General features: G+C 42.0%; 25 protein-coding genes, 2 tRNA genes and 1 pseudogene. All 28 read left to right on the top strand.

What is annotated here, in order from left to right; genetic code table 11:
- Positions 1-21: 21 nt before the first annotated feature.
- The 28 genes and pseudogenes from veg to ftsH all read left to right on the top strand — a co-directional run bounded on the left by veg (position 22) and on the right by ftsH (position 26,381).
- Positions 22-279: a biofilm formation stimulator Veg gene (gene veg, locus KFQ09_RS09400; RefSeq protein WP_003217979.1), complete on the top strand. Its 258-nt coding sequence runs from the start codon at positions 22-24 to the stop codon at positions 277-279.
- Positions 280-441: 162 nt separating this feature from the next.
- Entirely contained in the window at positions 442-624 is a 183-nt protein-coding gene (locus KFQ09_RS09395) for a small, acid-soluble spore protein, alpha/beta type (RefSeq protein ID WP_103132751.1), read from the top strand.
- A 150-nt stretch (positions 625-774) separates the two neighbouring features.
- Entirely contained in the window at positions 775-1,644 is an 870-nt protein-coding gene (gene ispE / locus KFQ09_RS09390; RefSeq protein ID WP_017359321.1) for a 4-(cytidine 5'-diphospho)-2-C-methyl-D-erythritol kinase, read from the top strand.
- 55 nt (positions 1,645-1,699) lie between these two features.
- Positions 1,700-2,533 (top strand): pur operon repressor, encoded by an 834-nt coding sequence (gene purR, locus KFQ09_RS09385; protein WP_007496210.1) that lies wholly within the window; start codon positions 1,700-1,702, stop codon positions 2,531-2,533.
- Between the two features lie 38 nt (positions 2,534-2,571).
- On the top strand, positions 2,572-2,949 hold the full coding sequence (gene ridA / locus KFQ09_RS09380) for a 2-iminobutanoate/2-iminopropanoate deaminase (protein ID WP_008341860.1): 378 nt from the start codon (positions 2,572-2,574) through the stop codon (positions 2,947-2,949).
- A gap of 225 nt (positions 2,950-3,174) precedes the next feature.
- Positions 3,175-3,471, top strand: coding sequence for a septation regulator SpoVG (gene spoVG, locus KFQ09_RS09375; protein ID WP_008357439.1), 297 nt, complete (start codon positions 3,175-3,177; stop codon positions 3,469-3,471).
- A gap of 198 nt (positions 3,472-3,669) precedes the next feature.
- On the top strand, positions 3,670-5,040 hold the full coding sequence (gene glmU / locus KFQ09_RS09370) for a bifunctional UDP-N-acetylglucosamine diphosphorylase/glucosamine-1-phosphate N-acetyltransferase GlmU (protein WP_255836232.1): 1,371 nt from the start codon (positions 3,670-3,672) through the stop codon (positions 5,038-5,040).
- 22 nt (positions 5,041-5,062) lie between these two features.
- The gene (locus tag KFQ09_RS09365; protein ID WP_003217907.1) at positions 5,063-6,016 is read left to right on the top strand and encodes a ribose-phosphate diphosphokinase; all 954 of its coding nucleotides are present in this window, start codon (positions 5,063-5,065) and stop codon (positions 6,014-6,016) included.
- A 138-nt stretch (positions 6,017-6,154) separates the two neighbouring features.
- Positions 6,155-6,781, top strand: coding sequence for a 50S ribosomal protein L25/general stress protein Ctc (locus tag KFQ09_RS09360; protein WP_008341853.1), 627 nt, complete (start codon positions 6,155-6,157; stop codon positions 6,779-6,781).
- Between the two features lie 140 nt (positions 6,782-6,921).
- The gene (gene pth, locus KFQ09_RS09355; RefSeq protein WP_144668535.1) at positions 6,922-7,488 is read left to right on the top strand and encodes an aminoacyl-tRNA hydrolase; all 567 of its coding nucleotides are present in this window, start codon (positions 6,922-6,924) and stop codon (positions 7,486-7,488) included.
- Between the two features lie 55 nt (positions 7,489-7,543).
- Positions 7,544-7,774, top strand: a complete 231-nt coding sequence (locus KFQ09_RS09350; protein WP_003217967.1) for an anti-sigma-F factor Fin — start codon at positions 7,544-7,546, stop codon at positions 7,772-7,774.
- 67 nt (positions 7,775-7,841) lie between these two features.
- Positions 7,842-11,375 (top strand): transcription-repair coupling factor, encoded by a 3,534-nt coding sequence (gene mfd / locus KFQ09_RS09345; protein WP_072368352.1) that lies wholly within the window; start codon positions 7,842-7,844, stop codon positions 11,373-11,375.
- 139 nt (positions 11,376-11,514) lie between these two features.
- Positions 11,515-12,051, top strand: coding sequence for a stage V sporulation protein T (gene spoVT / locus KFQ09_RS09340; protein ID WP_007496196.1), 537 nt, complete (start codon positions 11,515-11,517; stop codon positions 12,049-12,051).
- Positions 12,052-12,255: 204 nt separating this feature from the next.
- Complete coding sequence (locus tag KFQ09_RS09335) at positions 12,256-13,860, top strand: putative polysaccharide biosynthesis protein (protein ID WP_212357651.1); 1,605 nt, start codon at positions 12,256-12,258, stop codon at positions 13,858-13,860.
- A complete protein-coding gene (gene mazG / locus KFQ09_RS09330; RefSeq protein ID WP_255836231.1) occupies positions 13,850-15,334 on the top strand; it encodes a bifunctional methyltransferase/pyrophosphohydrolase YabN in 1,485 nt (494 codons plus the stop codon). The genes KFQ09_RS09335 and mazG overlap by 11 nt, the downstream gene beginning before the upstream one ends.
- A complete protein-coding gene (locus KFQ09_RS09325; protein ID WP_008341839.1) occupies positions 15,331-15,591 on the top strand; it encodes an RNA-binding S4 domain-containing protein in 261 nt (86 codons plus the stop codon). Before mazG ends, KFQ09_RS09325 begins: the two co-directional genes overlap by 4 nt.
- A gap of 74 nt (positions 15,592-15,665) precedes the next feature.
- Positions 15,666-15,974 (top strand): sporulation protein YabP, encoded by a 309-nt coding sequence (yabP, locus tag KFQ09_RS09320; RefSeq protein ID WP_255836230.1) that lies wholly within the window; start codon positions 15,666-15,668, stop codon positions 15,972-15,974.
- On the top strand, positions 15,971-16,609 hold the full coding sequence (gene yabQ / locus KFQ09_RS09315) for a spore cortex biosynthesis protein YabQ (RefSeq protein ID WP_255836229.1): 639 nt from the start codon (positions 15,971-15,973) through the stop codon (positions 16,607-16,609). Before yabP ends, yabQ begins: the two co-directional genes overlap by 4 nt.
- Positions 16,610-16,627: 18 nt before the next feature.
- Positions 16,628-17,002: an FtsB family cell division protein gene (locus KFQ09_RS09310; RefSeq protein ID WP_007496186.1), complete on the top strand. Its 375-nt coding sequence runs from the start codon at positions 16,628-16,630 to the stop codon at positions 17,000-17,002.
- A gap of 82 nt (positions 17,003-17,084) precedes the next feature.
- Positions 17,085-17,483, top strand: a complete 399-nt coding sequence (locus KFQ09_RS09305; RefSeq protein WP_003217901.1) for a S1 domain-containing RNA-binding protein — start codon at positions 17,085-17,087, stop codon at positions 17,481-17,483.
- Positions 17,484-17,663: 180 nt separating this feature from the next.
- A tRNA-Met gene (locus KFQ09_RS09300) sits at positions 17,664-17,737 on the top strand.
- Positions 17,738-17,762: 25 nt separating this feature from the next.
- Positions 17,763-17,834, top strand: a tRNA-Glu gene (locus KFQ09_RS09295).
- Positions 17,835-18,037: 203 nt separating this feature from the next.
- Positions 18,038-20,521, top strand: a complete 2,484-nt coding sequence (spoIIE, locus tag KFQ09_RS09290) for a stage II sporulation protein E (protein ID WP_024719363.1) — start codon at positions 18,038-18,040, stop codon at positions 20,519-20,521.
- 76 nt (positions 20,522-20,597) lie between these two features.
- The gene (locus KFQ09_RS09285) at positions 20,598-21,332 is read left to right on the top strand and encodes a vWA domain-containing protein (protein WP_008341829.1); all 735 of its coding nucleotides are present in this window, start codon (positions 20,598-20,600) and stop codon (positions 21,330-21,332) included.
- Complete coding sequence (locus tag KFQ09_RS09280) at positions 21,316-22,326, top strand: protein kinase domain-containing protein (protein WP_017359313.1); 1,011 nt, start codon at positions 21,316-21,318, stop codon at positions 22,324-22,326. Before KFQ09_RS09285 ends, KFQ09_RS09280 begins: the two co-directional genes overlap by 17 nt.
- A 96-nt stretch (positions 22,327-22,422) precedes the next feature.
- Positions 22,423-23,845 (top strand): annotated as a pseudogene (tilS, locus tag KFQ09_RS09275) (tRNA lysidine(34) synthetase TilS).
- On the top strand, positions 23,842-24,381 hold the full coding sequence (gene hpt / locus KFQ09_RS09270) for a hypoxanthine phosphoribosyltransferase (RefSeq protein WP_007496175.1): 540 nt from the start codon (positions 23,842-23,844) through the stop codon (positions 24,379-24,381). The pseudogene tilS and the gene hpt overlap by 4 nt, the downstream one beginning before the upstream one ends.
- 95 nt (positions 24,382-24,476) lie before the next feature.
- The gene (ftsH, locus tag KFQ09_RS09265; protein ID WP_007496173.1) at positions 24,477-26,381 is read left to right on the top strand and encodes an ATP-dependent zinc metalloprotease FtsH; all 1,905 of its coding nucleotides are present in this window, start codon (positions 24,477-24,479) and stop codon (positions 26,379-26,381) included.
- Positions 26,382-26,398 lie beyond the last annotated feature (17 nt).

The following is a 26,398-nucleotide window of genomic DNA, read 5'->3' as shown; positions in this document are numbered from 1 at the left end:
TATCTCAGTGAGGTGGATGCAATGGCGAAGACTTTGTCCGACATCAAAAGATCGCTTGATGGTAACTTAGGTAAACGTTTGACGTTAAAGGCTAACGGAGGCCGCCGAAAAACAATTGAGCGTTCGGGCATTTTAGCTGAAACGTACCCTTCTGTTTTTGTGATTCAATTAGATCAAGATGAGAATTCGTTTGAAAGAGTTTCTTACAGTTATGCAGATATACTGACTGAGACGGTCGAATTAACGTTCGATGATACCGCTAGCTCAGTCGCCTATTAATGGGCAGTGAACTTTTTGTTTACTGCTTTTTGTTTTGCCTTTTTTTCTGTATGGGAGGCTGTCCATTATTTGAAAGGGGTAAAAGGCAGGAATCGATGCAAAATAAGAAAGCCACAAATGAGTGGCGATGATTCGAATTCTCGACCAAAGGGGCTGTTTCGTTTGGGTAGACGCCGAGGCATTATGTCAGATGAGTTCAAATACGAGCTGGCGAAGGATCTTGGATTTTATGATACCGTCAAAAATGGAGGCTGGGGAGAGATTCGTGCGCGTGACGCAGGAAATATGGTCAAACGTGCCATTGAATTAGCTCAACAGCACATGGCTCAAGAAGAGAATCAATGATAAAGAAATGATCAGGGATACCTCGGGTGTCTCTGGTCTTTTTTGCTTGAAAAAGTGAGTGTGCTGGGGGCAAAAGCCAATATTCATCAGATCCATCAAATGTGATACAATATTGATACTTATGTTTAGATGGAGAAGTAGGTGAAATGTTTGCGTATTTTAGAAAAAGCACCGGCAAAAATTAATCTCTCACTTGATGTTCATGGAAAAAGACCGGATGGATATCACGAAGTGGAGATGGTGATGACAACAATAGATCTTGCAGATCGACTAGAGCTGACGGAGCTGGACAAAGACGAAATCCGTGTATCATCTCATAATCGTTTTGTGCCAGATGATCAACGGAATTTGGCTTATCAGGCAGCTAAATTATTAAAAACAAGATTCGGTATTCAAAAAGGCGTATCGATTGTCATCACAAAAGCAATTCCCGTCGCAGCAGGTTTAGCTGGAGGTAGCAGTGATGCCGCAGCAGCGCTTCGCGGCTTAAACCGTTTGTGGAAGTTAAATCTCACGTTAGATGAACTAGCTGAGCTTGGAGCGGAGATCGGCTCAGATGTCTCTTTTTGTGTGCACGGAGGGACAGCGCTAGCGACAGGACGTGGAGAGAAACTAAAGCATATTGCGACACCGCCGCATTGCTGGGTGATTTTAGCGAAGCCGGTGATTGGGGTATCTACAGCTGAGGTCTACAGACAATATGACGCAAGCAAAGTAGAACACCCAAATGTACAGCGTATGATTGAAGCAATTGAAGCGAAAGATTATAAAGAGATGTGCGGCTCACTCGGTAACGTGTTGGAATCTGTGACATTAAAGATGTATCCAGAAGTCGATATGATTAAGAGACAGATGAAGCGTTTCGGAGCAGATGCTGTATTAATGAGCGGCAGCGGGCCAACTGTATTTGGCTTGATTCAATATGAATCGAAGGTACAAAGAATATATAACGGACTGAGAGGATTTTGTGATCAGGTTTACGCTGTCCGCATGATCGGCGAACAAAATACCCTTGATTAAATCCGTATATTAAGTTATATTATTCATAAATTATTCGGGTTCTGGGGGTAAGTTCATGAAGTTTCGTCGAAGCGGCAGATTGGTGGACTTAACAAATTATTTGTTAACCCACCCGCACGTACTAGTACCTTTAACTTTTTTTGCAGAGCGATATCAATCTGCGAAGTCCTCTATTAGTGAAGACTTAACGATTATCAAACAGACCTTCGAACAGCAGGGAATAGGGACTTTACTTACTGTACCTGGTGCTGCTGGCGGAGTGAAATATATTCCAAAGATTCATCTAAAAGAAGCAGACGAAGTCGTCAACGATATCGGAGAAGCATTATCAACTCCTGAACGTGTGCTTCCTGGCGGTTATTTATATTTAACTGATGTTTTAGGCAATCCATCGATTCTTGCGAAAATCGGTAAGCTTTTTGCGACCATTTTTTCGGATCGACCGATTGATGTTGTCATGACTGTTGCGACGAAAGGTATTCCGATTGCCTATTCTGTTGCAGGTTATTTAAATGTGCCTGTTGTGATCGTTAGAAAAGATAATAAGGTAACTGAAGGATCAACTGTGAGTATTAATTATGCATCAGGTTCTTCTAACCGAATTCAAACCATGTCACTTGCAAAGCGGAGCTTAGATAAAGGATCCAATGTGTTGATTATTGATGACTTTATGAAAGCAGGCGGAACCATTAATGGCATGATGAATCTTCTAGAGGAATTTAATGCAAATGTTGCAGGGATCGGTGTTTTATTAGAAGATGAAGGCGTAGATGAACGCCTTGTCGATGAATATGTATCACTTTTAAAGCTTTCAACCATTGATATGAAGCAGAAAATCATTGAGATTAATGAAGGTAATTTCCACGAGTTTTTTCATTCGAAAGCTTAAGCTTTGATCAAACATGTATTTGAATGGGAGAGATTGATATGACAAAAGTTGTTCAAACCAAAAACGCGCCAGCAGCCATTGGACCTTACTCTCAAGGGATTATCGTCAATAACATGTTTTACAGCTCAGGGCAGATTCCGTTAACGCCAGCTGGAGATTTTGTGAATGGAGATATTAAAGAACAAACACATCAAGTGTTTCATAATCTTAAAGCCGTCCTTGAAGCAGCGGGTGCTTCCTTTGAAACAGTCGTGAAAGCAACGGTTTTCATTAAAGATATGGAACAATTCGCTGAAGTGAATGAAGTGTACGGTGAATACTTCCATACACATAAGCCAGCTCGTTCATGTGTAGAAGTAGCCAGACTTCCAAAAGATGCACTTGTAGAAATTGAAGTTGTGGCATTAGTGAAATAAACAGGCCATCTCTTTGGAGGCCGTTTGGTTTCATTATATGTATGAAAAGACATCATCATGATGTCTTTTTTTCACGAAGAGAATGTAAGCGCCGTCACGAAGATGACAAAAAATGTATAAATATCCCGATATTTCAAAAAAAGTTTAAAAAAAGAGCAGGAGAATCACCACAATCGTTGAATACCTAATTAATGCTTTTATATTGGGAAAAGGTGGTGAACTACTGTGGAAGTTACTGACGTAAGATTACGCCGCGTGAATACCGATGGTCGCATGAGGGCGATTGCATCCATCACGCTGGACCACGAATTTGTTGTTCATGATATTCGTGTGATTGATGGAAACAATGGCTTGTTTGTTGCAATGCCTAGCAAACGTACGCCTGATGGAGAGTTTCGCGACATTGCACATCCAATTAATTCAAGCACTCGGGGTAAAATCCAAGATGCTGTTTTAAATGAGTATCATCGCTTAGGCGAAGAGGAAGAGACAATTGAATATGAAGAAGCTGGAGCTTCTTAAAGATATGTGAACCTAAAAAGACAGCTTTAAGAGAAAATGAATGTTTTCTTTTAAATGCTGTCTTTTTTGCGTTTTTTCTCTTGTTCCTTATGTCTCCCGTTCATTAGAAAATTAATGCACTTCCTCTTGTATCCTTGAAATCAGTCCTTATTTAGGATATATTTTTCTATGGATAATAGGGATATTGGAGGCCAATCAATGGATAAGCGGTTCGCAGTGATTTTAGCAGCGGGAAAAGGAACAAGAATGAAGTCAAAGTTATACAAAGTACTTCATCCAGTTTGCGGAAAGCCAATGGTCGAGCATGTGGCAGATCAAGCGTTAAAGCTATCTTTAGCCAAGCTTGTGACGATTGTCGGTCATGGAGCAGAGGACGTCAAGAATCAGCTTGGGGACAGAAGTGAATATGCACTTCAAGAAGAACAGCTGGGAACAGCACATGCCGTCAAACAAGCTAAATCGTTCCTCGCGCAGGAAAAGGGAACAACCATTGTCATTTGTGGAGATACACCATTATTGACAGCGGAAACAATGGAAGCCATGTTAAGCGAGCATCAAAAACAAGAAGCGAAAGTGACGATTTTGACAGCACACGCGGATGATCCAACAGGTTATGGACGTATTCTTCGTGATGAAACAGGTGCTGTAGTAAAAATCGTCGAGCATAAAGATGCAAATGATGCTGAACGTCAAGTGAATGAAATTAATACTGGAACCTATTGCTTTTCAAATGAAGATCTCTTCCGTGTGATTGAGCAAGTGTCAAATGAAAATGCACAAGGTGAATACTATTTGCCGGATGTCATTGAAATTCTAAAGAATGAAGGACAGACGGTTGCAGCGTATCAAACACCACATTTTGAAGAAACACTTGGAGTCAATGATCGTATCGCTCTATCACAAGCAGAGCAATTCATGAAGCGACGTATTAATCATCAGCATATGAAGAATGGTGTAACCTTGATTGATCCTGAGAACACGTATATCTCGCCCGATGCAGTCATCGGTGAAGATACAATGATTTATCCTGGGACGGTCATCAAAGGGAATGTAAAGATTGGTGCAGATGCCACAATCGGTCCGAACACTGAAATTGTTGATAGCGTAATTGGAGATCGGACAGTCATTAAGCAGTCTGTTGTCTGCGATAGTGAAGTTGGGGTAGATGTGACAATTGGACCGTTTGCTCATATTCGCCCATTGTCGAAAATTGGCGATGAAGTGAAGATCGGAAATTTTGTCGAAATCAAGAAAACAGTTTTCGGTGACCGAAGCAAAGCGTCTCATCTCAGCTATATTGGAGATGCAGAGGTCGGAACGGATGTAAACCTTGGTTGTGGATCTATTACAGTTAATTATGATGGGAAGAAGAAATTCTTAACGAAGATTGAAGATGGCGCATTTATTGGCTGTAATTCAAATCTCGTTGCACCAGTCACTGTCGGAAAAGGGGCATATGTTGCAGCCGGTTCAACGGTTACAGAAGATGTACCGCAGGATGCATTGTCTATTGCTAGAGCAAGACAAGTCAATAAAGAAGATTATGTGAAAAATATTCATAAAAAATAATCCAAATACCCGGAGGTTTACCATGTCTAATCGTTATGCTGATGCGAATTTAAAGATATTCTCTTTGAATTCAAACCCTGAACTTGCCAAAGAAATTGCCGATCGTATCGGAGTTGATGTAGGAAAGAGCTCTGTTAAACGTTTTAGTGACGGTGAAGTCCAAATCAATATTGAAGAAAGTATCCGTGGCTGTGATTGTTATGTTATTCAATCTACTAGTGCGCCAGTAAATGAGCACATTATGGAGCTACTCATTATGGTAGATGCACTAAAACGCGCTTCTGCGAAAACGGTCAATATTGTCATCCCTTATTACGGATATGCACGTCAAGATCGTAAGGCGAAACCTCGTGAGCCAATCACGGCGAAGCTTTTTGCGAACTTACTTGAAACAGCAGGTGCTACACGTGTCATCGCACTTGACCTTCATGCGCCGCAAATCCAAGGTTTCTTTGATATTCCAATCGATAACTTAATGGCTGTGCCAATCTTAACAAACTATTTTGAACAGAAAAACTTGAATGATATCGTTGTTGTGTCTCCTGACCACGGTGGTGTTACGCGTGCGCGCAAAATGGCGGACCGCCTGAAAGCACCAATCGCAATTATCGACAAACGTCGTCCGAAGCCGAACGTGGCTGAAGTGATGAACATCATTGGGAACATTGAAGGCAAAACGGCGATTCTCATCGATGATATCATTGATACAGCTGGTACGATTACACTTGCTGCAAATGCACTTGTGGAAAATGGAGCGGCTGAAGTCTATGCTTGTTGTACTCACCCAGTATTGTCTGGACCAGCAGTAGAACGTATTACAAACTCTAAAATTAAAGAATTAGTTGTGACAAACAGTATTCACTTAACAGATGACAAGAAAGTTGGAAAATTCATTCCGCTTTCAGTTGGGCCTTTGCTTGCAGAAGCCATCATCCGTGTACATGAAGAAGAATCTGTGAGCTACCTTTTCAGCTAATTTTCTGATTGGAAAAGGCCCTAGGCATCAGCTTGGGGTCTTTTTGCTGTGATAAATGAAAGACAAACATGTTTAAAATGATTCAGTTATGGGTATTTATGAAAGTAGTGACAAAAAAGAAATAGGATGGTGCTGAATATGGCAACTTTAAAAGCAAATAAAAGAACTGATTTCAAACGTTCCACACTGCAAAAAATCCGTCATTCAGGACACGTTCCTGGTGTCATATACGGAAAAAATACAGACAATCTGGCTGTTTCATTAGACAGTATTGATTTATTAAAGACATTACGTGATGAAGGAAAAAACACAATCATCACATTAGACGTTGGCGGTGAAACAAAATCTGTGATGGTAACAGAACTGCAAACAGATCCGTTGAAAAATGAGCTTGTCCACGCTGATTTCCAAGTGGTCGACTTACAGCGAGAAATTGACGCAGATGTACCTGTACAACTCATTGGCGAATCCAAAGGTGTAAAGGATGGCGGTGTGCTTCAGCAGCCACTATTTGAGCTATCCATTACAGCGAAACCAAAGGATATCCCGCAAAATATTGAAGCTGATATTACAAACTTAGAAGTAAATGACGTACTAACAGTTGGTGATCTGTCTGTTCAGTCTACGTATCAAATTAATAATGATCCAGAAGAAGTTGTTGCTTCGATCTTACCGCCTCAGCAATCAGAGGTTCCTGAGCCAGATAGTGAAGAGGAAACGCAAGAGCCTGAGGCCATTAAAGAAAAAGATGACAGCGAAGAATAACTGGTCAATTAGAGACGTAACCCTCCCGCGGTTACGTCTTTTGTGCTAGAATGAAAAGAATTCATACGTTTTGCATGAGGCAATCACATTGGCTCATTTTTTAGGCGTGTGCATGTGCGACAAAGGAGGTTATTGGTTTCATGATTGCGTTCGTTGGATTGGGTAATCCAGGAAAAGAATATGAAAAAACAAGACATAACGTCGGGTTTATGACAATAGATGAACTATCAAAAAAATGGGACATCCCATTAAATCAATCAAAATTCCATGGACAATATGGAACTGGGTTTGTTTCGGGGCAAAAGGTTCTACTTGTGAAGCCTCTTACATATATGAACTTATCAGGGGAATGTGTGCGTCCGCTGATGGATTACTATGATATTCCCCTTGAACATTTGAAGGTCATCTATGATGATCTTGATTTGCCAACGGGCCGGATTCGTTTGCGTACTAAAGGAAGTGCAGGCGGACATAACGGAATCAAATCGTTGATTCAGCATTTAGGTTCACCAGAGTTTGACCGATTCCGTATCGGCATCGGCCGTCCACAAAACGGCATGAAGGTCGTCGATTACGTACTAGGACGCTTCTCAGAGGAAGAACAGCCTGATATCTCATTTGCTATTCAAGCATCTGTTGAAGCTTGTGAAGCCGCTTTAACAAAGCCATTTTTAGAAGTGATGAATGATTTTAACAAGAAGGTATAAGAATGATAAGCAAGGCACATACTGATCATAAAATCTCAGCATGGGAGGATCACGTATGGCTTTGCACTATTACTGCCGGCACTGTGGTGTAAAGGTTGGCAGTCTAGATGAATCCGCTGTCCAAAGTGAAGCACTTGGATTTCATCACTTAACAAATGAGGAAAGAAACGATATGATTTCTTATAGGGAAAATGGTGATTTACATGTACAAACCATTTGTGAGGATTGCCAAGAGGCGCTCGAAAGAAATCCTGATTACCATCAGTATCATACCTTTATTCAATAAAAAGCTTTGGTGTAGATAATAGACCAAAGCGTTTTTCTGTTTTAAACAAGCAGGGAGGAGGAGCCAAATGAAAAATATACAATCATTTATCAAACAAAGTGATGATTTTCAGTCCATTTTTAATGGGCTAAAGGAAGGTTTAAAAGAACAACTGCTCGCCGGACTATCAGGCTCCGTCAGATCTTTATTTACAGCCGCCATATCAGACGAATTAAAGCGGCCGATGTTTATTGTGACACACAACTTATATCAAGCACAGAAGGTCACAGATGATCTAGCAAGTGTGATGCCAGATCGCTCGGTCCTTCTTTATCCTGTCAATGAACTCATTGCATCTGAAATTGCTGTGGCAAGCCCGGAGCTTAGAGCGCAGCGTCTTGATGTATTGAATCGTCTTGCGAATGGAGAAAATCCGATTGTCGTGACCCCAGCAGCTGCAGTGCGTAGAATGCTTCCTCCTGTTGAGCTCTGGAAGGAGAGTCAGATCCATTTAAAGGTTGGTGAAGAAATTGATTTGGAGGCGTTTTCAAAACAACTCGTGCAAATCGGTTATGACCGGACGTCCATGGTCGCTGCGCCCGGAGACTTTAGTGTGCGCGGAGGCATCATTGACATTTATGCGTTAACGGAAGACCACCCGATCCGTATTGAGCTGTTTGATACAGAAGTGGATTCTATTCGGTCCTTCCACTCTGACACGCAGCGTTCATTGGAAACACTTCAAGAAATCAAGATTGGCCCGGCGAAAGAGCTGATTGTAAGAGGGCCTGAACGAGTGAGAGCGATTGAACAGCTTGACGAAGGTCTTGCCAGCAGCTTAAAGAAATTCAACTCGGATAAACAAAAAGAACTGCTCCATCAGAATATTTCTGCTGATCGTGAGAAGCTGCTAGAAGGTATTGTGACACAAGAAATGACGAAGTATCTGTCCTATTTCTATGAAAAGCCTGCTAGTTTGCTAGATTATACATCGCAGGATACGGTAATCATTCTAGATGAAATCAGCAGAATTCAGGAGATGGAAGAACAGCTTGAACAGGAAGAAGCAGATTGGACAATTAGTCTGCTGGAAGAAGGGAATATCCTGCATGATCTAGCCCTTTCCTTCCCATTTCAAGAGCTATTCAATCAGCAATCGAGATCGATTCTGTACTATTCCTTATTTTTGAGACATGTTCAGCAGACCAATCCGCAAAATATCGTCAATGTATCTAGTAAGCAAATGCAGAATTTCCATGGGCAGATGAATGTGCTTGCAAGTGAAATTGAACGCTACAAAAAGCAGAATTATACGGTTGTCTTTTTAGGTGCGGATGAAGAGCGGACAGAGAAGCTGTCATCTGTCTTGCATGATTATGACATTGAAGCAGCTCTTGCTAAACCTGATGCTGAGCTTGTCAGCGGGCAAGTATATATTTTACAAGGTGAGCTGCAAACCGGTTTTGAACTGCCTTTATCCAAAATTGCTGTCATTACAGAGGGTGAACTTTTCAAGAAACGTGTGAAGAAGCAGGCACGTAAGCAAAAGCTGACGAACGCAGAGCGAATCAAAAGCTATTCAGAGCTGCAAGTGGGCGATTACGTGGTACACATTAACCACGGGATCGGTAAGTATTTAGGAATTGAAACGCTTGAAATTGGCGGCATTCATAAAGATTATTTAAATATTCATTATCAAGGAAGCGACAAGCTTTATGTCCCTGTTGAACAAATTGATCAGGTGCAGAAGTATGTTGGGTCAGAAGGAAAAGAACCAAAGCTATACAAACTAGGCGGTAGCGACTGGAAGCGCGTGAAGAAAAAAGTAGAATCATCTGTGCAGGACATTGCAGATGATCTAATTAAGCTGTACGCAGAACGTGAAGCAAGCAAAGGGTATGCCTTCTCGCCTGACCATGAGATGCAGCGCCAGTTTGAATCTGCATTCCCTTACCAAGAAACAGACGATCAAATTCGCTCGATTCATGAAATCAAGCAAGACATGGAGCGGGAGCGCCCGATGGATCGTCTGCTTTGTGGAGATGTGGGCTATGGAAAAACAGAGGTGGCGATTCGAGCGGCCTTCAAAGCCATTGCTGACGGGAAGCAGGTGGCACTGCTTGTACCAACAACGATCTTAGCGCAGCAGCATTTTGACACGATTATGGACAGATTCCAAGACTATCCTGTTAAAATCGCTCAGCTTAGCCGCTTCCGTACACGAAAAGAAACAACAGAAACATTAAAAGGGCTGAAAAACGGAACGATTGATATGGTCATTGGGACGCATCGTCTTCTTTCAAAAGACATTGTGTACAAGGATTTAGGACTGTTAATTATTGATGAAGAGCAGCGCTTCGGTGTGACGCATAAAGAGAAAATTAAACAAATGAAAGCCAATATTGATGTGCTGACGTTAACGGCAACGCCAATTCCTCGTACGCTTCATATGTCGATGCTTGGCGTACGTGACTTATCTGTTATTGAAACACCACCTGAGAACCGTTTCCCAGTTCAAACCTATGTTGTCGAGTACAATGGTGCGTTAGTTAGAGAAGCCATTGAGCGAGAACTGGCAAGAGGCGGTCAAGTGTACTTCCTTTATAACCGAGTGGAGGATATTGAACGAAAAGCAGATGAAATCTCGATGCTTGTTCCAGACGCAAAAGTGAGCTATGCACACGGGAAAATGAGTGAGAATGAGCTGGAATCCGTGATGATTAATTTCCTAGAAGGTGAATCGGATGTACTCGTCAGTACAACCATTATCGAAACGGGCGTAGACATACCAAATGTGAACACGCTCATTGTTCACGATGCTGATAAAATGGGGCTTTCGCAACTGTACCAGTTAAGAGGACGAGTTGGGCGCTCGAATCGTGTGGCCTATGCTTATTTCACTTATCGAAAAGATAAAGTGCTTTCTGAAGTAGCAGAGAAAAGACTTCAAGCTATTAAAGAATTCACTGAGCTCGGATCAGGCTTTAAGATTGCGATGCGTGACTTAACGATTCGAGGAGCAGGAAATTTACTTGGTGCACAGCAACATGGATTTATTGATTCTGTTGGATTCGACCTTTACTCTCAAATGCTGAAAGAAGCCATTGAAGAAAGAAGAGGCGATACGACTGCTCAAGAAAAATTTGAGCCGGAAATTGATCTCCAAATTGATGCCTACATTCCAGATAGCTATATTTCTGATGGCAAACAAAAGATCGAGATGTATAAACAGTTTAGAGCGATTGGATCAATAGAAGAGCGGAAAGAGCTTCAAGATGAAATGATTGACCGATTTGGAGAATATCCGCAAGAAGTGGCTGATTTGTTCACGATTGCGACGATGAAGGTGTACGCTGTGCAGGAACGTGTCGAGTTGATCAAGATGGAGAAAGGCATTGTCAGACTCACTCTCGATGAAAAAGCAAGCAGCGACATCGATGGTCAAAAATTATTTGAGCTTGGCAGTCAATATGGACGTGATATCGGTCTTGGCATGGAAGGCAGCAAGCTGATTATTTCTGTCCAAACAAAAGGCAAGAAAACGGAGGAGTGGCTTGAAGTCGTTCTTCGTATGCTTCGAGGTCTTCAAGATGTGAAAAAAGAAACCATTCCATCTTCATAAAATTTTGTTGGTCTCTCGTGTATATTACGTTTGATGTGACGGATACTAATCTCAGGGTCAAGTGGTGAATGTTGCATAAAGTGGACGCTTTTGTTCCATTCACCCAACACATCATCAAACGAAAGAGAGGCAGCAGTGAATGAAAGCAACTGGAATTGTACGCCGCATCGATGATCTAGGTAGAGTGGTTATACCGAAGGAGATTCGCAGAACATTGCGCATCCGGGAAGGAGATCCACTTGAGATTTTTGTCGACCGCGATGGAGAAGTCATTTTGAAGAAGTATTCACCGATTAGTGAGCTAGGAGACTTTGCGAAGGAATATGCTGATGCATTATTCGACAGTTTGGGTCATTCTATCCTCATCTGTGATCGTGATACGTATATTGCTGTATCCGGTAGTTCAAAAAAAGAGTATTTAAACAAATCCATTAGTGATTTACTTGAACGAACAATGGATCAGCGTAATTCTGTATTAGAGGACAGCAAGAAAGAAATTCAGCTTGTGGATGGTATTGATGATGATGTATCAGCTTATACCATTGCACCTATTGTTGCAAACGGAGATCCAATTGGCGCCGTCGTCTTATTTTCTAAAGAGCGTTCAATGGGAGAAGTGGAGCATAAAGCGGCAGAAACGGCAGCTGGCTTCTTAGCCCGTCAAATGGAACATTAGGTCTAATAAATCTATATCATTTTGATAAAACGAAAGAATGCCGATGAAATCATCTGATTTTGTCGGCGTTTTTTATATGGGATGAAACAAAACAATGAATGTATCGTCTACTCCTTAGAAAGAAACGGCTTGCCAGTCACGTATGATATAATGAGTGCGTTTAAATGCAGGTATATTTTTTGATTGAACATAAAGGAGTCATCCATGAAAAATGCTGTAAATCAGCCGCATTGGCTTTTCCAAGGTGCGGTGATTTTAACCATCGCAGGCTTGTTATCAAAGGTACTGAGTGCCGTATATCGTGTCCCTTTTCAAAATATCGTAGGAGACACAGGTTTTTATATTTATCAGCAGGTCTATCCCTTTCTTGGCATTGCGATCATGCTCGGCACCACTGGTTTTCCTGTGATGGTGTCCAAGCTCCTGAGCGAGCATGGTGAGGAGAATCGCCGAATCATTACAAAGGTATCCTTGGTGTATATCACTTTGCTGAGCTCGGTCTTATTTCTTTGTTTATACATAGGAGCAGGCACAATTGCGAATCTCATGGCGGACAGTCAATTAATGTTGCTCATCCAGATGAGTTCGTTTGTGTTTTTGTTTCTGCCGCTTACCGTGATGCTGAGGGGTGTTTTTCAGAGTGATGGGCTGATGCTCCCCACTGCGGTCTCTCAATTGGCTGAGCAGCTCATCAGAGTAGGCGTCCTGCTTGTTTTATCTTTCTATTTTGTGAGACATGGCTATTCGCTTTATGAAACAGGAGCGGGTGCGGTGTTCTCTTCTATAGCTGGAAGTGCGGCTTCACTCATTTTGCTTCTTTTCCTTTGGCTGACCTATCGGAAGCGGTCGTCAGCGAGCAAGACATTAAAACAGGCTACACTGCGGAAAAAAGATGTGCTGAAGAGTTTGGTGCTGTATACATTGACGATTTGTGTGAGTGGATTGCTGATCCTATGGATGCAAATGATCGATGCTTTTCACTTGTATGCGCTACTGCGCAGTGAGGGACTGAGTGAAGCAGCTGCAAAGGCGGCAAAAGGCGTGTATGACCGAGGTCAGCCGTTCTTGCAGCTCGGGACGGTGTTTGCAATTAGTATCGGGACGTCTCTTGTTCCGTTTTTGTCGTCGGCCTTAAGAAAAGGGCAGCATAAAGCAATTCGTGAAAAAGTACGTACATCGTTTAAGGCAACATCGGTGCTGGGGATTGGTTCAGCTGTCGGTCTTATATGTATTTTATCGTCTGTGAACATCATGCTTTTTCGTAATGACTTAGGGACAGATGCGCTGCAAATATTTTGCATATCCATTGCCTTTACATCAATGGCGATTACGCAAACCGCTTTACTTCAGGGTCTAGGACATACCGTGTACCCAGCTGTTGTGGTCCTGATCAGTGTACTGGTGAAATGGGGGCTGACGCTGGCTCTTGTCCCGTTATTCGGCATTTATGGAGCCGCATGGTCGACTGTTTGTGGGTTTCTCGCCGCCGCTACGCTCAATGCGGTGTATTTGAAGAATAAAGGGTGGATTTCAATAAGAGAGCTATTCCCAGTGAAAATTCTTTTATCAGCAGCATTCATGGCCGTCGTTTTAATTGGATATCAGGCAGTGTTTTCTTGGGTCATTCCCTTTGAGAAACGTCCGTTTTCTGTTTTAGAGAGCCTGACTTCAGTTTTTATTGGTGGTTTCGCCTTTTTATATAGTATTCTTAAGCTAGACGTATTTACGGAAGAGGAATGGAGACTCATTCCATTAGGAGAAAAGATTTTATATTTTAAACAGATGAGAGGGAATCGAAATGGCAGGTAAGATTACAGTCGTTGGTCTTGGGGCAGGCGACATGGATCAGCTAACGCTCGGTGTATATAAGCAGCTGAAGCAGGCGAAAGAAGTATACATGAGAACGCAGGATCATCCACTCACCGCAGAATTGATGCAGGAGGTCCCGTCTCTGACCTTTTTTGATGAGATATATGAAAAGCATGATCAGTTTAATGCAGTGTATGAGGAAATCACAGACATTCTCTTCCGAGAGGCTGAGGAGAAAGATATTGTGTATGCAGTACCAGGTCACCCGTTTGTAGCGGAAAAGACAGTGCAGCTTCTTGTTTCACAACAGAAGGAGCGCGGGATTGAGGTGTACGTGGCTGGTGGACAAAGCTTTTTGGATGCGACGTTTAATTCCTTACAGATTGACCCAATCGAAGGGCTTCAATTCGTTGACGCAGGGGATATGAGAGCGGATGATCTGAAGTTGACCCAGCATGTGCTGATCTGTCAGGTATATGATCAGATGACAGCCTCGAATGTGAAGCTGACCCTCATGGAAAAGCTACCTGACGATTATGAAGTCTTTATCGTAACGGCAGCTGGAAGCAGTCAGGAACAGATTACAGGTGTTCCTTTATTTGAACTTGATCGAGATGTGTCGATAAATAACTTAACGAGTGTTTATGTGCCTCCAATTCAAGATGAAAAGCTACTCTATCAGCAATTTGACACTTTCCGTGAAGTCATTCGTACATTAAGAGGTCCTGGCGGCTGTCCTTGGGATCAAAAACAAACGAATGAGTCGCTCAAACCATATTTAATTGAAGAATGTTATGAGCTGCTGGAAGCCATAGATGAAGACGATCCAGATCATATGGTTGAAGAACTCGGAGATGTACTGCTGCAAGTTTTACTCCATGCCCAAATTGGTGAAGATGATGGTTACTTCTCAATGGATGACGTCATCCAGCATGTCACAGAAAAAATGATTCGACGACATCCACATGTGTTTGGTGATACGGATGTGTCTGAAGCATCAGATGTAGTCGCCAACTGGGAAAAAATCAAGCAGCAGGAAAAACCGGAGCGTGCAGCTTCTATTTTGCAATCCATTCCAACGACTCTTCCAGCTTTAACAAAAGCCTATAAGCTCCAAAAGAAAGCAGCAAAAGTGGGCTTCGACTGGACAGAAGTAGAGGATATTTGGAACAAATACGAAGAAGAAAAGCAGGAATTCCTTGTGGAAGTGGCAGATAAGACGGATGAAGGTGCAACAAAGCAGATGAAGGATGAATTTGGGGATCTTTTGTTTGTTCTCGTCAACATTGGCAGATTTTATCATCTAGAGCCTGAAACCGCCCTCTCTTCTGCAAACACAAAATTCATGCGGCGCTTTCAGCATATTGAACAAAAAGCAAAGGACATAGGGCGTTCACTAGAGGACTTGACCCTAGAAGAAATGGACGATCTGTGGAACGATGCCAAACGCATAGAAAGAGGTGAACTTACATGAGACTAGATAAATTCTTAAAAGTGTCTCGTTTAATCAAAAGAAGAACATTGGCAAAAGAAGTAGCCGATCAAGGGAGAATTTCCATTAATGGCACGCAGGCGAAAGCCAGCTCTGACGTGAAAGAAGGGGACGAGCTTCAAATTCGTTTTGGCCAAAAGCTTGTGACTGTTCAAGTCAACGAGTTAAAAGACACAACGAAAAAAGAAGAAGCTGCTGGCATGTATACCGTGCTAAAAGAAGAAAAAACAGCAGAATAGGGCTTGTTCTAAATGTCCCGCCTGTCACATACAATGCAGTAACAATGCAAGTATGAGATATGGGGGATGTATAAATGAATCAATATTATAATCAACTTCAAGGCACAAAGTTGTCATCAGAAGCCGAGCATCATGTCACAATGCGCAACAGAAAGCATTTAGATATTACTGGGGTCAAACAAGTCGAGAGCTTTGATAATGAAGAATTTCTGCTTGAGACTGTCATGGGAGTCCTCGCCATTCGCGGAGAAAATTTGCAAATGAAAAACTTAGATGTAGAAAAGGGCGTTGTGTCCATTAAAGGGCGTGTCTTTGACTTAATCTATGTAGATGAGCAGCACGGGGAGAAAGCTAAAGGATTTTTTAGCAAGCTGTTTAAATGACACTGACGGTCCAGTTTTATACGATGCTTTCGATGGCGGCGATGGGCATCTGGCTGGGCGCATCGCTGGATACGTACAAGCTGTTTGTGAACCGGGAAAAAACAGCAAAATGGCTGCTGGTCATTCACGACCTCCTTTTTTGGGTGGTGCAGGGTCTCTTATTCTTTTATGTCCTGCTGCTGACCAATGAGGGAGAATTCAGGTTTTATATTTTTCTAGCTGTTGCTCTAGGTTTCTCGATGTACCAGGCATTGATGAAACAGCTGTATATGAACATCCTCAAGTTTGTGATGAGGTGTATTTATCAGACTGTTCTCTTCCTGAAAAGGCTGATCATGTCGATGGTTTTCCAGCCCATTCGCTGGATCGTCGGTTTGATCATAAGTGCTCTTCTGTTCTTGTTCCACTCGCTCTTACGCCTTGTTCGTTTTGCGTTTCGACTCGTGTGGAAGGTGCTGTATATTGTTTGTTATCCGCTTATTTGGTTACTCAATGTGACCAATATTCATCGAATTCCCGAAAAATGGCGAACATCAATGAGGTTGTTTTTCTCAAAAGGAGCAGGAATTTTACAAGGGATCAAGAAATTATCTCGTACCATGAAAACGAAATGGAAACAATTCTGGACAAAGTAAGAGAGGAGGCCTTCATCCTTGAACGAGAGAAAAAGAAATATCGCACAAATTCAAAATGATTATCAAAAACAAATGGAACAGCAAGCGCAGCGCCTAAAACGCAAACGCCGGGGACTCCTTAGAAGGCTTACCGTGTTTGGAGTCATTGTGCTCATGTTTGCTGTTTTGGTAACAAGTGCCCTCTGGTCGCAATCGTCTGCATTGAAAGAAAAAGAAGAGAAGAAGGTTGCGCTTGAAAAAGAATTGAAGCAATTACAAACAAAGCAGGAAGATATTTCTGATGAAATCAAAAAGCTGAAAAGCAAAGAATACGTACTCGAACTGGCACGACGGGACTATTATATGTCTAAAAAAGGCGAAAAAATCTTTGATGTGGGCAATAAGAGCGATTAGCCTTGTTGACACTTAAAATTCAGTTTATGTATAATTGAACAAATGAGATTTTTTTATAAGTCTAAGGAGGAGCACTTTTTTTATGTCGATTGAAGTTGGCAGCAAGTTACAAGGGAAAGTTACGGGCATTACAAATTTTGGAGCTTTTGTGGAGTTGCCAGGCGGTTCAACTGGTCTCGTTCATATCAGTGAGGTAGCCGATAACTATGTAAAAGATATTAATGAGCATTTAAAAGTCGGTGAACAAGTTGAAGTGAAAGTGATTAACGTTGAAAAAGACGGTAAAATCGGCTTGTCCATTAAAAAAGCAAAAGATCGTCCTCAACAACAACAATCAAGACCGAGCAGAAATGATTTCCGTCCGAAGGAATCGTTTGAGCAAAAAATGAACAAATTCTTAAAAGATAGCGAAGATCGCTTAACATCTTTAAAACGTAACACGGAATCAAAACGTGGGGGGCGCGGAGCAAGAAGAGGTTAACTTGTTGCTGCTTTCTATATATTTTTCACAACAAAGCATCTGCTGTTTAGCGGGTGCTTTTTTTTTAATACAAATTCAACGTTTTTTGTGCATTTGCCATTTAATTTAAAACTTTCTATTGACGGACAAGCGAATCCTTTGTATTATAGTTCTTGTGCTTCTTAGCGCATTTTACATTATGGCGGTGTAGCTCAGCTGGCTAGAGCGTACGGTTCATACCCGTGAGGTCGGGGGTTCGATCCCCTCCGCCGCTATCCTTTTAAAAAGAACAATAAGCAAGGCCCGTTGGTCAAGCGGTTAAGACACCGCCCTTTCACGGCGGTAACACGGGTTCGAATCCCGTACGGGTCATCTTCAAAACAGCTTTCTATAGGAAAGCTGTTTTTTTGTGCTTTCGTAAAATTCTGATGAAAGACATCGACTTTCAAGAAAGTATGCCTCTTTGGCAAATAAAGCGTCGAACGTTTTATGGAAACGACAACTTCTTTTGACAAAATTTCTTTTTCACCTTCGCTATAATGACAAGCAACGAATATCAGGTGGGGGATGAAAAGATGGAAAAACTAGAAAGAAGAACTGATTTAACGGGAGCCGGGTTTGAAAGAATCAGTGCAGGGTTAAAAAAGATGAAAAACCTGTTTCTTCATCATACGCATTCTCTTTTTTTCTATAAAGGGTTTATTTATGTTGTTCTAGGCTTTTTATTGGGACGAGCCTTTATCTTATCTGAAATTATGCCGTTTGCATTGCCTTTCTTTGGGTCCATGCTGCTCATTAAAAGGGATAAAGCGATGCTTGCTTGTCTTGCTTTACTCGCTGGAGCGATGACGATATCACCTCAAAATGCATTATTCGTGTTTGCGTCATTGATCGTGTTCCTCCTCATGTCAAAGGTCGTTTCTTTTATCATCAAAGACCCGGTGAAAACATTACCGGTTGTGATTGTGCTCTCAATGCTGATGACCAGGGGAGCTTTTGTATACCTCGAGCAGGGTGCGGTTCAAAGTTATGACTATGTGATGGCGGGGGTTGAAGCTGGACTTGCCTTCATTCTGACACTGATATTTCTTCAAAGTTTGCCGATTTTTACAGTCAGGAAAATCAAACACTCTTTAAAGGTTGAAGAAATTATTTGCTTTATGATATTAATCGCTTCAGTTTTAACAGGTCTGGCTGGGATCACATTTCAAGGAATGCAGGCAGAGCATATTTTGTCACGATATGTAGTGCTGAGCTTTGCCTTTATTGGAGGAGCGAGTATTGGTTGTACAGTGGGTGTTGTAACTGGATTAATTCTTGGTCTCGCCAACATCGGCAACCTTTATCAGATGAGTCTGCTTGCCTTCTCGGGCTTATTAGGCGGATTACTAAAAGAGGGGAAAAAAGCAGGAGCCGCCATCGGCTTGATTGTGGGTTCTTTACTAATCTCCCTCTACGGTGAAGGGTCAGCAGGGCTAATGACCACGCTATATGAATCACTCATCGCAGTTGCACTGTTTTTGCTCACGCCACAGTCAGTAACGTCTAAGGTGGCAAAATATATTCCTGGTACGGTAGAGCATGTACAGGAACAGCAGCAATATGCCAGAAAAGTACGAGACGTGACAGCAAAAAAGGTAGATCAATTCTCTAATGTATTTCATGCGCTGTCTGAGAGTTTTGCGACATTTTACGAATCCATTCCTGAGGAAAAGAAGCAGGAAGAGGATGTAGATCTTTTTTTAAGTACGATCACAGAACGTTCCTGTCAAACGTGCTATAAGAAAAATAAATGCTGGGTGCAGAACTTTGATACAACCTATGAACTCATGAAACAAGTTATGCATGAATCTGATGAAAAAACGTACGAGCATAACCGGAAGTTGAAAAAGAAATTCAGTCAGCACTGCTCAAAATCAAAGCATGTAGAAGAATTGATTGAAGAGGAGATAGCTTACTATAAAGCAAATCAGACCTTAAAGAAAAAGGTCCAAGACAGCAGGCGCCTTGTGGCCGAACAACTTATGGGTGTCTCACAAGTCATGGAGGATTTTTCCCGGGAAATAAAACGAGAAAGAGAGCAGCATTTTATTCAGGAAGAGCAGATGATAGAAGCACTTCAGAACTTTGGAATTGAAATTCAGCAAGTTGAAATTTATAGCTTAGAACAGGGAAATGTTGATATAGAGATGAGAATTCCCTATTGCCAAGGTCATGGGGAATGCGAAAAAATCATCGCTCCAATGCTCTCGGATATTTTAGAAGAACAAGTTTTAGTCAAAGCAGAGCAGTGTGCGGAACATCCAACAGGTTATTGTCATGTTGTATTCGGTTCTGCAAAATCGTATCGAGTGTCTACAGGTGTAGCACATGCAGCGAAAGGCGGAGGATTAGTATCTGGAGACAGCTACAGCATGATGGAGCTGGGTGCAGGTAAATATGCCGCAGCTATTAGTGATGGGATGGGAAATGGAGCAAGAGCCCATTTTGAAAGCAATGAAACGATCAAGCTGTTAGAAAAAATCTTGGCGTCTGGTATTGATGAAAAAGTAGCGATTAAAACGATTAATAGCATTTTATCTTTACGGACAACAGATGAAGTCTATTCCACATTAGACTTATCCATTATTGATTTACAGGATGCGAGCTGTAAGTTCCTCAAGATTGGCTCCACCCCAAGTTTTATTAAACGTGGTGATCAAGTGATGAAGGTACAGGCCAGCAACTTGCCTATTGGCATTATTGATGAATTTGAAGTAGAAGTGGTGAGTGAACAGATGAAGGCAGGAGATCTCCTTATCATGATGAGCGACGGGATCTTTGAAGGACCAAAGCATATCGAAAATCATGATTTGTGGGTCAAACGAAAAATGAAGAGCTTTAAAACAGAAGATCCGCAAGAGATTGCTGATTTATTAATGGAGGAGGTCATTCGCACAAGAGCAGGTCAAATCGATGACGATATGACGGTTGTCGTCATTAGGCTCGACCACAATACACCAAAATGGGCATCCATTCCGACAGGTACATTCTACCTTCAGAAACAAGAGATTTCTTGAAATATCGTATAATATGAATTTCTTCTGGCGATGATGGGGATATAAGCATTCAGTTACAATCCCAGGAGGAATGAAGATGCGAAAAGGTCACGTAAACCAAATCTTACTGATTACAGATGGCTGCTCAAATCATGGGGAAGACCCACTTGCGATTGCCGCATTGGCAAAGGAGCAAGGGATCACAGTCAATGTCATTGGCATTATGGAAGAGAACAGACACGATCATGAAGCGATGAAAGAAGTAGAGGGGATTGCTCTAGCAGGCGGAGGCATTCATCAGGTTGTCTACGTTCAGCAATTGTCTCAAACCGTACAAATGGTGACAAAAAAGGCGATGACGCAAACGTTACAAGGTGTTGTGAATAAAGAATTGCAGCAAATTCTTGGCAAAGATACTGAAATTGAAGAACTTCCCCCAGATAAGCGTGGAGAAGTGATGGAGGTTGTGGACGAGCTCGGTGAGACGGTTCATCTTCAAGTGCTTGTGCTTGTGGATACGAGTGCAAGTATGAAACCGAAGCTGCCAACGGTAAAAGAAGCACTCATCGATCTCTCTATTAGTCTAAATTCGAGAATTGGTGAAAATCAGTTTGGGATGTGTGTATTTCCCGGGAAAAACTCAGATGCAGAAATTGTGTTGAACTGGACGCCTCGGTTCGATTCGTTATCATCGATTTTCCCGAAGCTGACAACAGGAGGAATTACACCGACTGGACCAGCAATTCGAGAAGCACTCCAGCATTTCAAATCAGTTCGTTCACGAAAAGGGCTGCTTGAAGCGAAGGAAGAACATGATGAATTCGGCTTCTAACATCCCATTAGGTACAATGATAAAAGGAAAGTGGCATCATCAACATTACCGCATTGTAAAAGAGCTGGGAAAAGGGGCGAACGGTGTGGTTTATCTGGCCGAATCGTCAAAGGGGCAAGTGGCCCTTAAAGTGAGTGATGACAGTATGCTCATTGCATCTGAAGTCAATGTATTAAAATCCTTTTCAAAGGCTCCTGTGAAAACCATGGGGCCTTCTTTTTATGATATGGATGATGCTCTTTATCCTGGTATGTCAGAGAAACGGTCGTTTTATGTCATGGAGTATGTCAGAGGACCATTGCTACTTGAATTTGTCAAACAAAAAGGCGATGAATGGATCGTCGTTCTCATGATTCAACTGTTGTCTAACCTTGCTCACTTACATAAGGAAGGCTGGATATTCGGTGACTTGAAGCCTGATAATCTCATCGTTTCAGGCCCCCCAGCTACGATTCGATGTATTGATGTTGGAGGAACAACGAAGGCGGGAAGGGCGATTAAGGAATACACCGAGTTTTTTGACCGCGGCTACTGGGGCTTCGGTACAAGAAAAGCAGAACCTTCTTATGATCTATTTGCCTTAAGTATGGTCATGGTGAACTGTGCCTATAAAAAAGAATTTAAAAAAGGGGCAGAACCAGAAAAGCAGCTTTATCGAGCGATTGAAGGACATCCTTTATTAAAGCGATATGAGAGGGTGTTAAAAGCGGCTCTCCAAGGCAAATATCAATCAGCGGCAGACATGAAAAGCGCGATGTTGAAAGAAGGACAATTGCTTGCTTCAAGAAAATCACGACAAAAGAAGCCATCACAGCAAAATAGGCAAAAGTCAGCTGTTCCTCAACATCAACAGACCGTACCTTCACGATCAAGAGCTGCTGCTGCGAAAAGAACATCAGTACGCAAAAAATCAGGCGGTCTTTTTGAAACCATTCTCATCTTATGCAGTGTGCTCGCTCTTTACTGTGCCTATGTGGTTTTATTCCTATTATAGAGCTGTAAAAAAGCAGGCTTCTTCTTTGCTTGGAGCTAATGAAAGTGATAGGATATGTATATCTTTAAATTACCTGCTCTTTGTGAGGAGGAAGTTGTGAATAGAATTGAATCTTTTTTGAAAAAACATGATGTTTTCCTTGAAAATACGACAGTCATTGTCGGGGTTTCTGGCGGACCAGATTCTATGCTCTTGCTGCATGAACTAAACAAACGTCGAAAATGTTCCTTTCAGCTGATTGCAGCCCATGTAGATCACATGTTCAGAGGAGAAGAATCCTTTGCTGATTTGGCATTTGTTGAAGCGTACTGTAAAGAGCATGAGATCCTTTTTGAATCGGCTCGTATACAGGTCACCCAATATGCAAAAGAAAACCGCTTAAACAAACAGGCAGCTGCAAGAGAGTGCAGATATGCTTTCTTTCGTCAATTGATGGAACAGTACAACGCTCAATTTATAGCGCTTGCACATCATGGAGACGATCAAGTAGAAACAATGGTGATGAGGCTGACAAGAGGGACTGTTGGAATAGGACTCGCAGGTATGCAAGCAAAGCGCCCTTTTCAAGAAGGGTGGCTGATTCGTCCGCTGATTGGATATTCTAAGGATGATGTACTCACTTCTTGCGAAAAAGAACAAGTTCCTTATGTCATTGATCAAAGCAATCACACCGATGACTACTTGAGAAACCGGATCAGAAGACACGTTCTTCCCGTGTTAAAAGAAGAGGCACCTCATGTGCATGAAAGCTTTCAGTTTGTAAGTGACATGCTGACTGAGGATGAGCAGTACTTGCAGGCATTAACAAAGGATCAAATGCATCAAGTCATTACGAATCAAACGCCTAAGCAAATTGAGATCAAAACGAAGCCTTTGCTTGACCTGCCTTTGCCTTTACAAAGAAGAGGCATTCAACTAATATTAAACTATCTTTATGAAAACACTCAATCAGCGTTTTCAAACCAGCATATTCTAGGGACTTTGGACTGGTTATCTCATACTGATCAACCGTCTGGATCATTAGATTTGCCAAAAGGTTTACAAGCTGTCAAATCTTATGATCACTGTATGTTTACCTTTGAACGATCGCTTGTCATAGATCAGTCATATACTCATCATTTAAAAGGTGAGCTTGGCGAGGAACTTTTTCTCCCGAATGGACAGTCTATCTTGGTATCAAATCATGTTCCGAAGGATGCACGGAACGGAAACCATTTTTTCTTGCTTCAAAAAGATCATGTTCGTCTTCCTTTGATCATTCGCTCACGAAAAAACGGTGATCGAATCAAACTTAAAGGGATGAATGGATCAAAAAAGGTGAAAGATATATTTATTGATAAAAAAGTGCCTCTTGCAGAAAGAGACAGCTGGCCGATCGTCACTGACTCGGATCATCAAATCATCTGGATCCCAGGTCTGAAAAAATCCATTTTTGAAGAAATTGATATGACAAACAGCGATCTCATTGTATTACAATATAGACAGCACGAAAATTTGTAGGGGGCAAGCAAAAGCATGAAACAAGATATTGAAAAGATTTTGATCTCAGAAGAAGAGATCCAGCTAAAAGTGAAGGAACTGGGTGCAACATTAACCAGCGATTATGATGGTAAATTTCCCCTGGCTATTGGTGTTTTGAAAGGGGCTCTTCCATTCATGGCAGACCTGATCAAACACATTGATACATATTTAGAGCTTGATTTTATGGATGTATCTAGCTACGGAAAGTCTACCGTATCTTCTGGAGAAGTGAAGATCATCAAAGATCTAGATACTTCTGTTGAAGGAAGAGATATTCTAATTATGGAAGATATTATCGACAGTGGGTTAACTTTGAGTTATCTGGTAGAGCTTTTCCGATACCGTAAAGCAAACTCCATTAAAATTGTGACATTGCTTGATAAACCAAGCGGCCGCAAAGCAGACATCAAAGCAGATTATGTTGGGTTTGAAGTACCAGATGCATTTGTTGTTGGCTATGGATTGGATTTTGCCGAACGTTACCGAAACCTCCCGTATATTGGAGTGTTAAAACCATCTGTTTACGAAGGCTAATGAGCACACGTTTACATGAGGTTATTGGTTGTGTTGGAATGATTTTCTATGATACTATTGAACATAGTTGTGCTTACTGTGGGAGGAGGTAAGGAATGAATCGGGTTTTTCGTAATACGATTTTTTATATACTTATTTTATTACTTGTGATAGGGGTTGTCAGTTGGTTAGGATCCCCTAATCAAAAGCCTGAGAACATGTCTTACAGCAAATTTTCGCAAAATTTAAGTGCGGGAAAAGTGGAGAGTATCTCCATCCAGCCTGTAAGAGGGGTTTATGAAATTCGTGGTCAATTAGATGGCGCGAAGAAAGATGAATACTTCATTACCCACGTTCCAGACGGTCAAGGAGTTGACCAAATTTACAGTGCACTGAAGAATACAGATGTAAAAGTAGAACCAGCACCTGAAACAAATGGATGGCTGCAAGTTCTGACAACCATCATTCCATTCATCATCATCTTTATCCTGTTCTTCTTCTTATTGAACCAAGCTCAAGGCGGTGGAAGCCGTGTCATGAACTTTGGTAAGAGTAAGGCGAAGCTTTACACAGAAGAGAAGAAACGTGTGAAATTTAAAGATGTTGCCGGTGCGGATGAAGAAAAACAAGAGCTCGTAGAAGTGGTTGAATTCTTAAAAGATCCACGTAAATTTGCGGAGCTTGGCGCAAGAATCCCTAAAGGGGTTTTACTAGTAGGACCTCCAGGTACAGGTAAAACATTGCTTGCGAGAGCATCTGCAGGAGAAGCAGGCGTTCCTTTCTTCAGCATCAGTGGTTCTGACTTCGTCGAGATGTTCGTCGGTGTCGGTGCATCACGTGTACGTGATTTGTTTGAAAATGCGAAAAAGAATGCACCTTGCTTAATCTTTATTGATGAGATTGATGCAGTGGGTCGTCAGCGTGGAGCAGGTCTTGGTGGTGGTCATGATGAGCGTGAACAAACGCTTAACCAGCTTCTTGTTGAAATGGATGGTTTTAGTGCCAACGAAGGGATTATTATCATTGCTGCAACTAACCGTGCAGATATCCTAGATCCTGCATTGCTGCGTCCGGGACGTTTTGACCGTCAAATTACGGTTGACCGCCCAGATGTCATTGGCCGTGAAGAAGTACTGAAGGTTCATGCGAAAAACAAACCGCTTGATGATACAGTCAACTTGAAAGCCATTGCAAGCAGAACACCAGGGTTCTCTGGGGCAGATCTTGAGAACTTACTAAACGAAGCAGCACTTGTTGCTGCCCGTCAAAACAAAAAGAAAATTGATATGCGTGATATCGACGAAGCAACTGACCGTGTCATTGCTGGACCGGCTAAGAAAAGCCGTGTCATTTCTAAGAAAGAACGCAATATCGTGGCGTACCACGAAGCAGGTCATACCGTCATTGGACTTGTCCTTGACGAAGCTGACATGGTGCATAAAGTAACGATCGTTCCTCGTGGTCAGGCAGGCGGATATGCGGTCATGCTTCCAAGAGAAGACCGTTATTTCCAAACGAAGCCAGAGCTTCTTGATAAAATCGTCGGCTTGCTCGGCGGTCGTGTTGCAGAGGAAATTACGTTTGGTGAAGTAAGTACAGGCGCTCACAACGACTTCCAGCGTGCAACAGGCATTGCAAGAAGAATGGTCACAGAGTTCGGTATGTCTGATAAACTTGGTCCTCTACAATTCGGTCAAGCACAAGGAGGTCAAGTATTCCTTGGCCGTGATTTCAACAACGAGCCGAATTATAGTGAAGCGATCGCTTATGAAATTGACCAAGAAGTTCAGCGCTTCATCAAAGAAAGCTACGAACGTGCGAAACAAATTCTCACTGAGAATAAAGATAAGCTAGAAATCATCGCACAAGCTCTTCTAGAAGTGGAAACATTAGATGCTGAACAAATTAAATCTCTTTACGATACTGGAAAGCTTCCAGAGCGTGTATACGCAGATGACGAAGAGAAAAACGATGATGTGAAAGTGAACATCAAGAAAAAAGAAGAAGACGAGGAGATTTAATCTCCTTCTATAAAAAG

It is taken from the genome of Bacillus sp. FS02 (genome assembly GCF_024398395.1).
GTDB classification, from domain to species: Bacteria; Bacillota; Bacilli; order Bacillales; family Bacillaceae; genus Bacillus; species Bacillus altitudinis.
This window is presented reverse-complemented; position numbering and strand designations above follow the sequence as displayed.

Excerpts from the sequence above, each read along its gene's own strand:
- KFQ09_RS09285 (WP_008341829.1), top strand. The coding sequence starts at position 20,598 with ATGCGAAAAGGTCACGTAAACCAAATCTTACTGATTACAGATGGCTGC.
- mazG (WP_255836231.1), top strand. The coding sequence starts at position 13,850 with ATGGCAGGTAAGATTACAGTCGTTGGTCTTGGGGCAGGCGACATGGAT.
- ftsH (WP_007496173.1), top strand. The coding sequence starts at position 24,477 with ATGAATCGGGTTTTTCGTAATACGATTTTTTATATACTTATTTTATTA.
- KFQ09_RS09360 (WP_008341853.1), top strand. The coding sequence starts at position 6,155 with ATGGCAACTTTAAAAGCAAATAAAAGAACTGATTTCAAACGTTCCACA.
- KFQ09_RS09305 (WP_003217901.1), top strand. The coding sequence starts at position 17,085 with ATGTCGATTGAAGTTGGCAGCAAGTTACAAGGGAAAGTTACGGGCATT.
- yabP (WP_255836230.1), top strand. The coding sequence starts at position 15,666 with ATGAATCAATATTATAATCAACTTCAAGGCACAAAGTTGTCATCAGAA.
- spoVT (WP_007496196.1), top strand. The coding sequence starts at position 11,515 with ATGAAAGCAACTGGAATTGTACGCCGCATCGATGATCTAGGTAGAGTG.
- KFQ09_RS09350 (WP_003217967.1), top strand. The coding sequence starts at position 7,544 with ATGGCTTTGCACTATTACTGCCGGCACTGTGGTGTAAAGGTTGGCAGT.
- KFQ09_RS09325 (WP_008341839.1), top strand. The coding sequence starts at position 15,331 with ATGAGACTAGATAAATTCTTAAAAGTGTCTCGTTTAATCAAAAGAAGA.
- mfd (WP_072368352.1), top strand. The coding sequence starts at position 7,842 with ATGAAAAATATACAATCATTTATCAAACAAAGTGATGATTTTCAGTCC.
- hpt (WP_007496175.1), top strand. The coding sequence starts at position 23,842 with ATGAAACAAGATATTGAAAAGATTTTGATCTCAGAAGAAGAGATCCAG.
- spoIIE (WP_024719363.1), top strand. The coding sequence starts at position 18,038 with ATGGAAAAACTAGAAAGAAGAACTGATTTAACGGGAGCCGGGTTTGAA.
- pth (WP_144668535.1), top strand. The coding sequence starts at position 6,922 with ATGATTGCGTTCGTTGGATTGGGTAATCCAGGAAAAGAATATGAAAAA.
- KFQ09_RS09335 (WP_212357651.1), top strand. The coding sequence starts at position 12,256 with ATGAAAAATGCTGTAAATCAGCCGCATTGGCTTTTCCAAGGTGCGGTG.
- purR (WP_007496210.1), top strand. The coding sequence starts at position 1,700 with ATGAAGTTTCGTCGAAGCGGCAGATTGGTGGACTTAACAAATTATTTG.
- ridA (WP_008341860.1), top strand. The coding sequence starts at position 2,572 with ATGACAAAAGTTGTTCAAACCAAAAACGCGCCAGCAGCCATTGGACCT.
- veg (WP_003217979.1), top strand. The coding sequence starts at position 22 with ATGGCGAAGACTTTGTCCGACATCAAAAGATCGCTTGATGGTAACTTA.
- KFQ09_RS09280 (WP_017359313.1), top strand. The coding sequence starts at position 21,316 with ATGAATTCGGCTTCTAACATCCCATTAGGTACAATGATAAAAGGAAAG.
- glmU (WP_255836232.1), top strand. The coding sequence starts at position 3,670 with ATGGATAAGCGGTTCGCAGTGATTTTAGCAGCGGGAAAAGGAACAAGA.
- KFQ09_RS09365 (WP_003217907.1), top strand. The coding sequence starts at position 5,063 with ATGTCTAATCGTTATGCTGATGCGAATTTAAAGATATTCTCTTTGAAT.
- yabQ (WP_255836229.1), top strand. The coding sequence starts at position 15,971 with ATGACACTGACGGTCCAGTTTTATACGATGCTTTCGATGGCGGCGATG.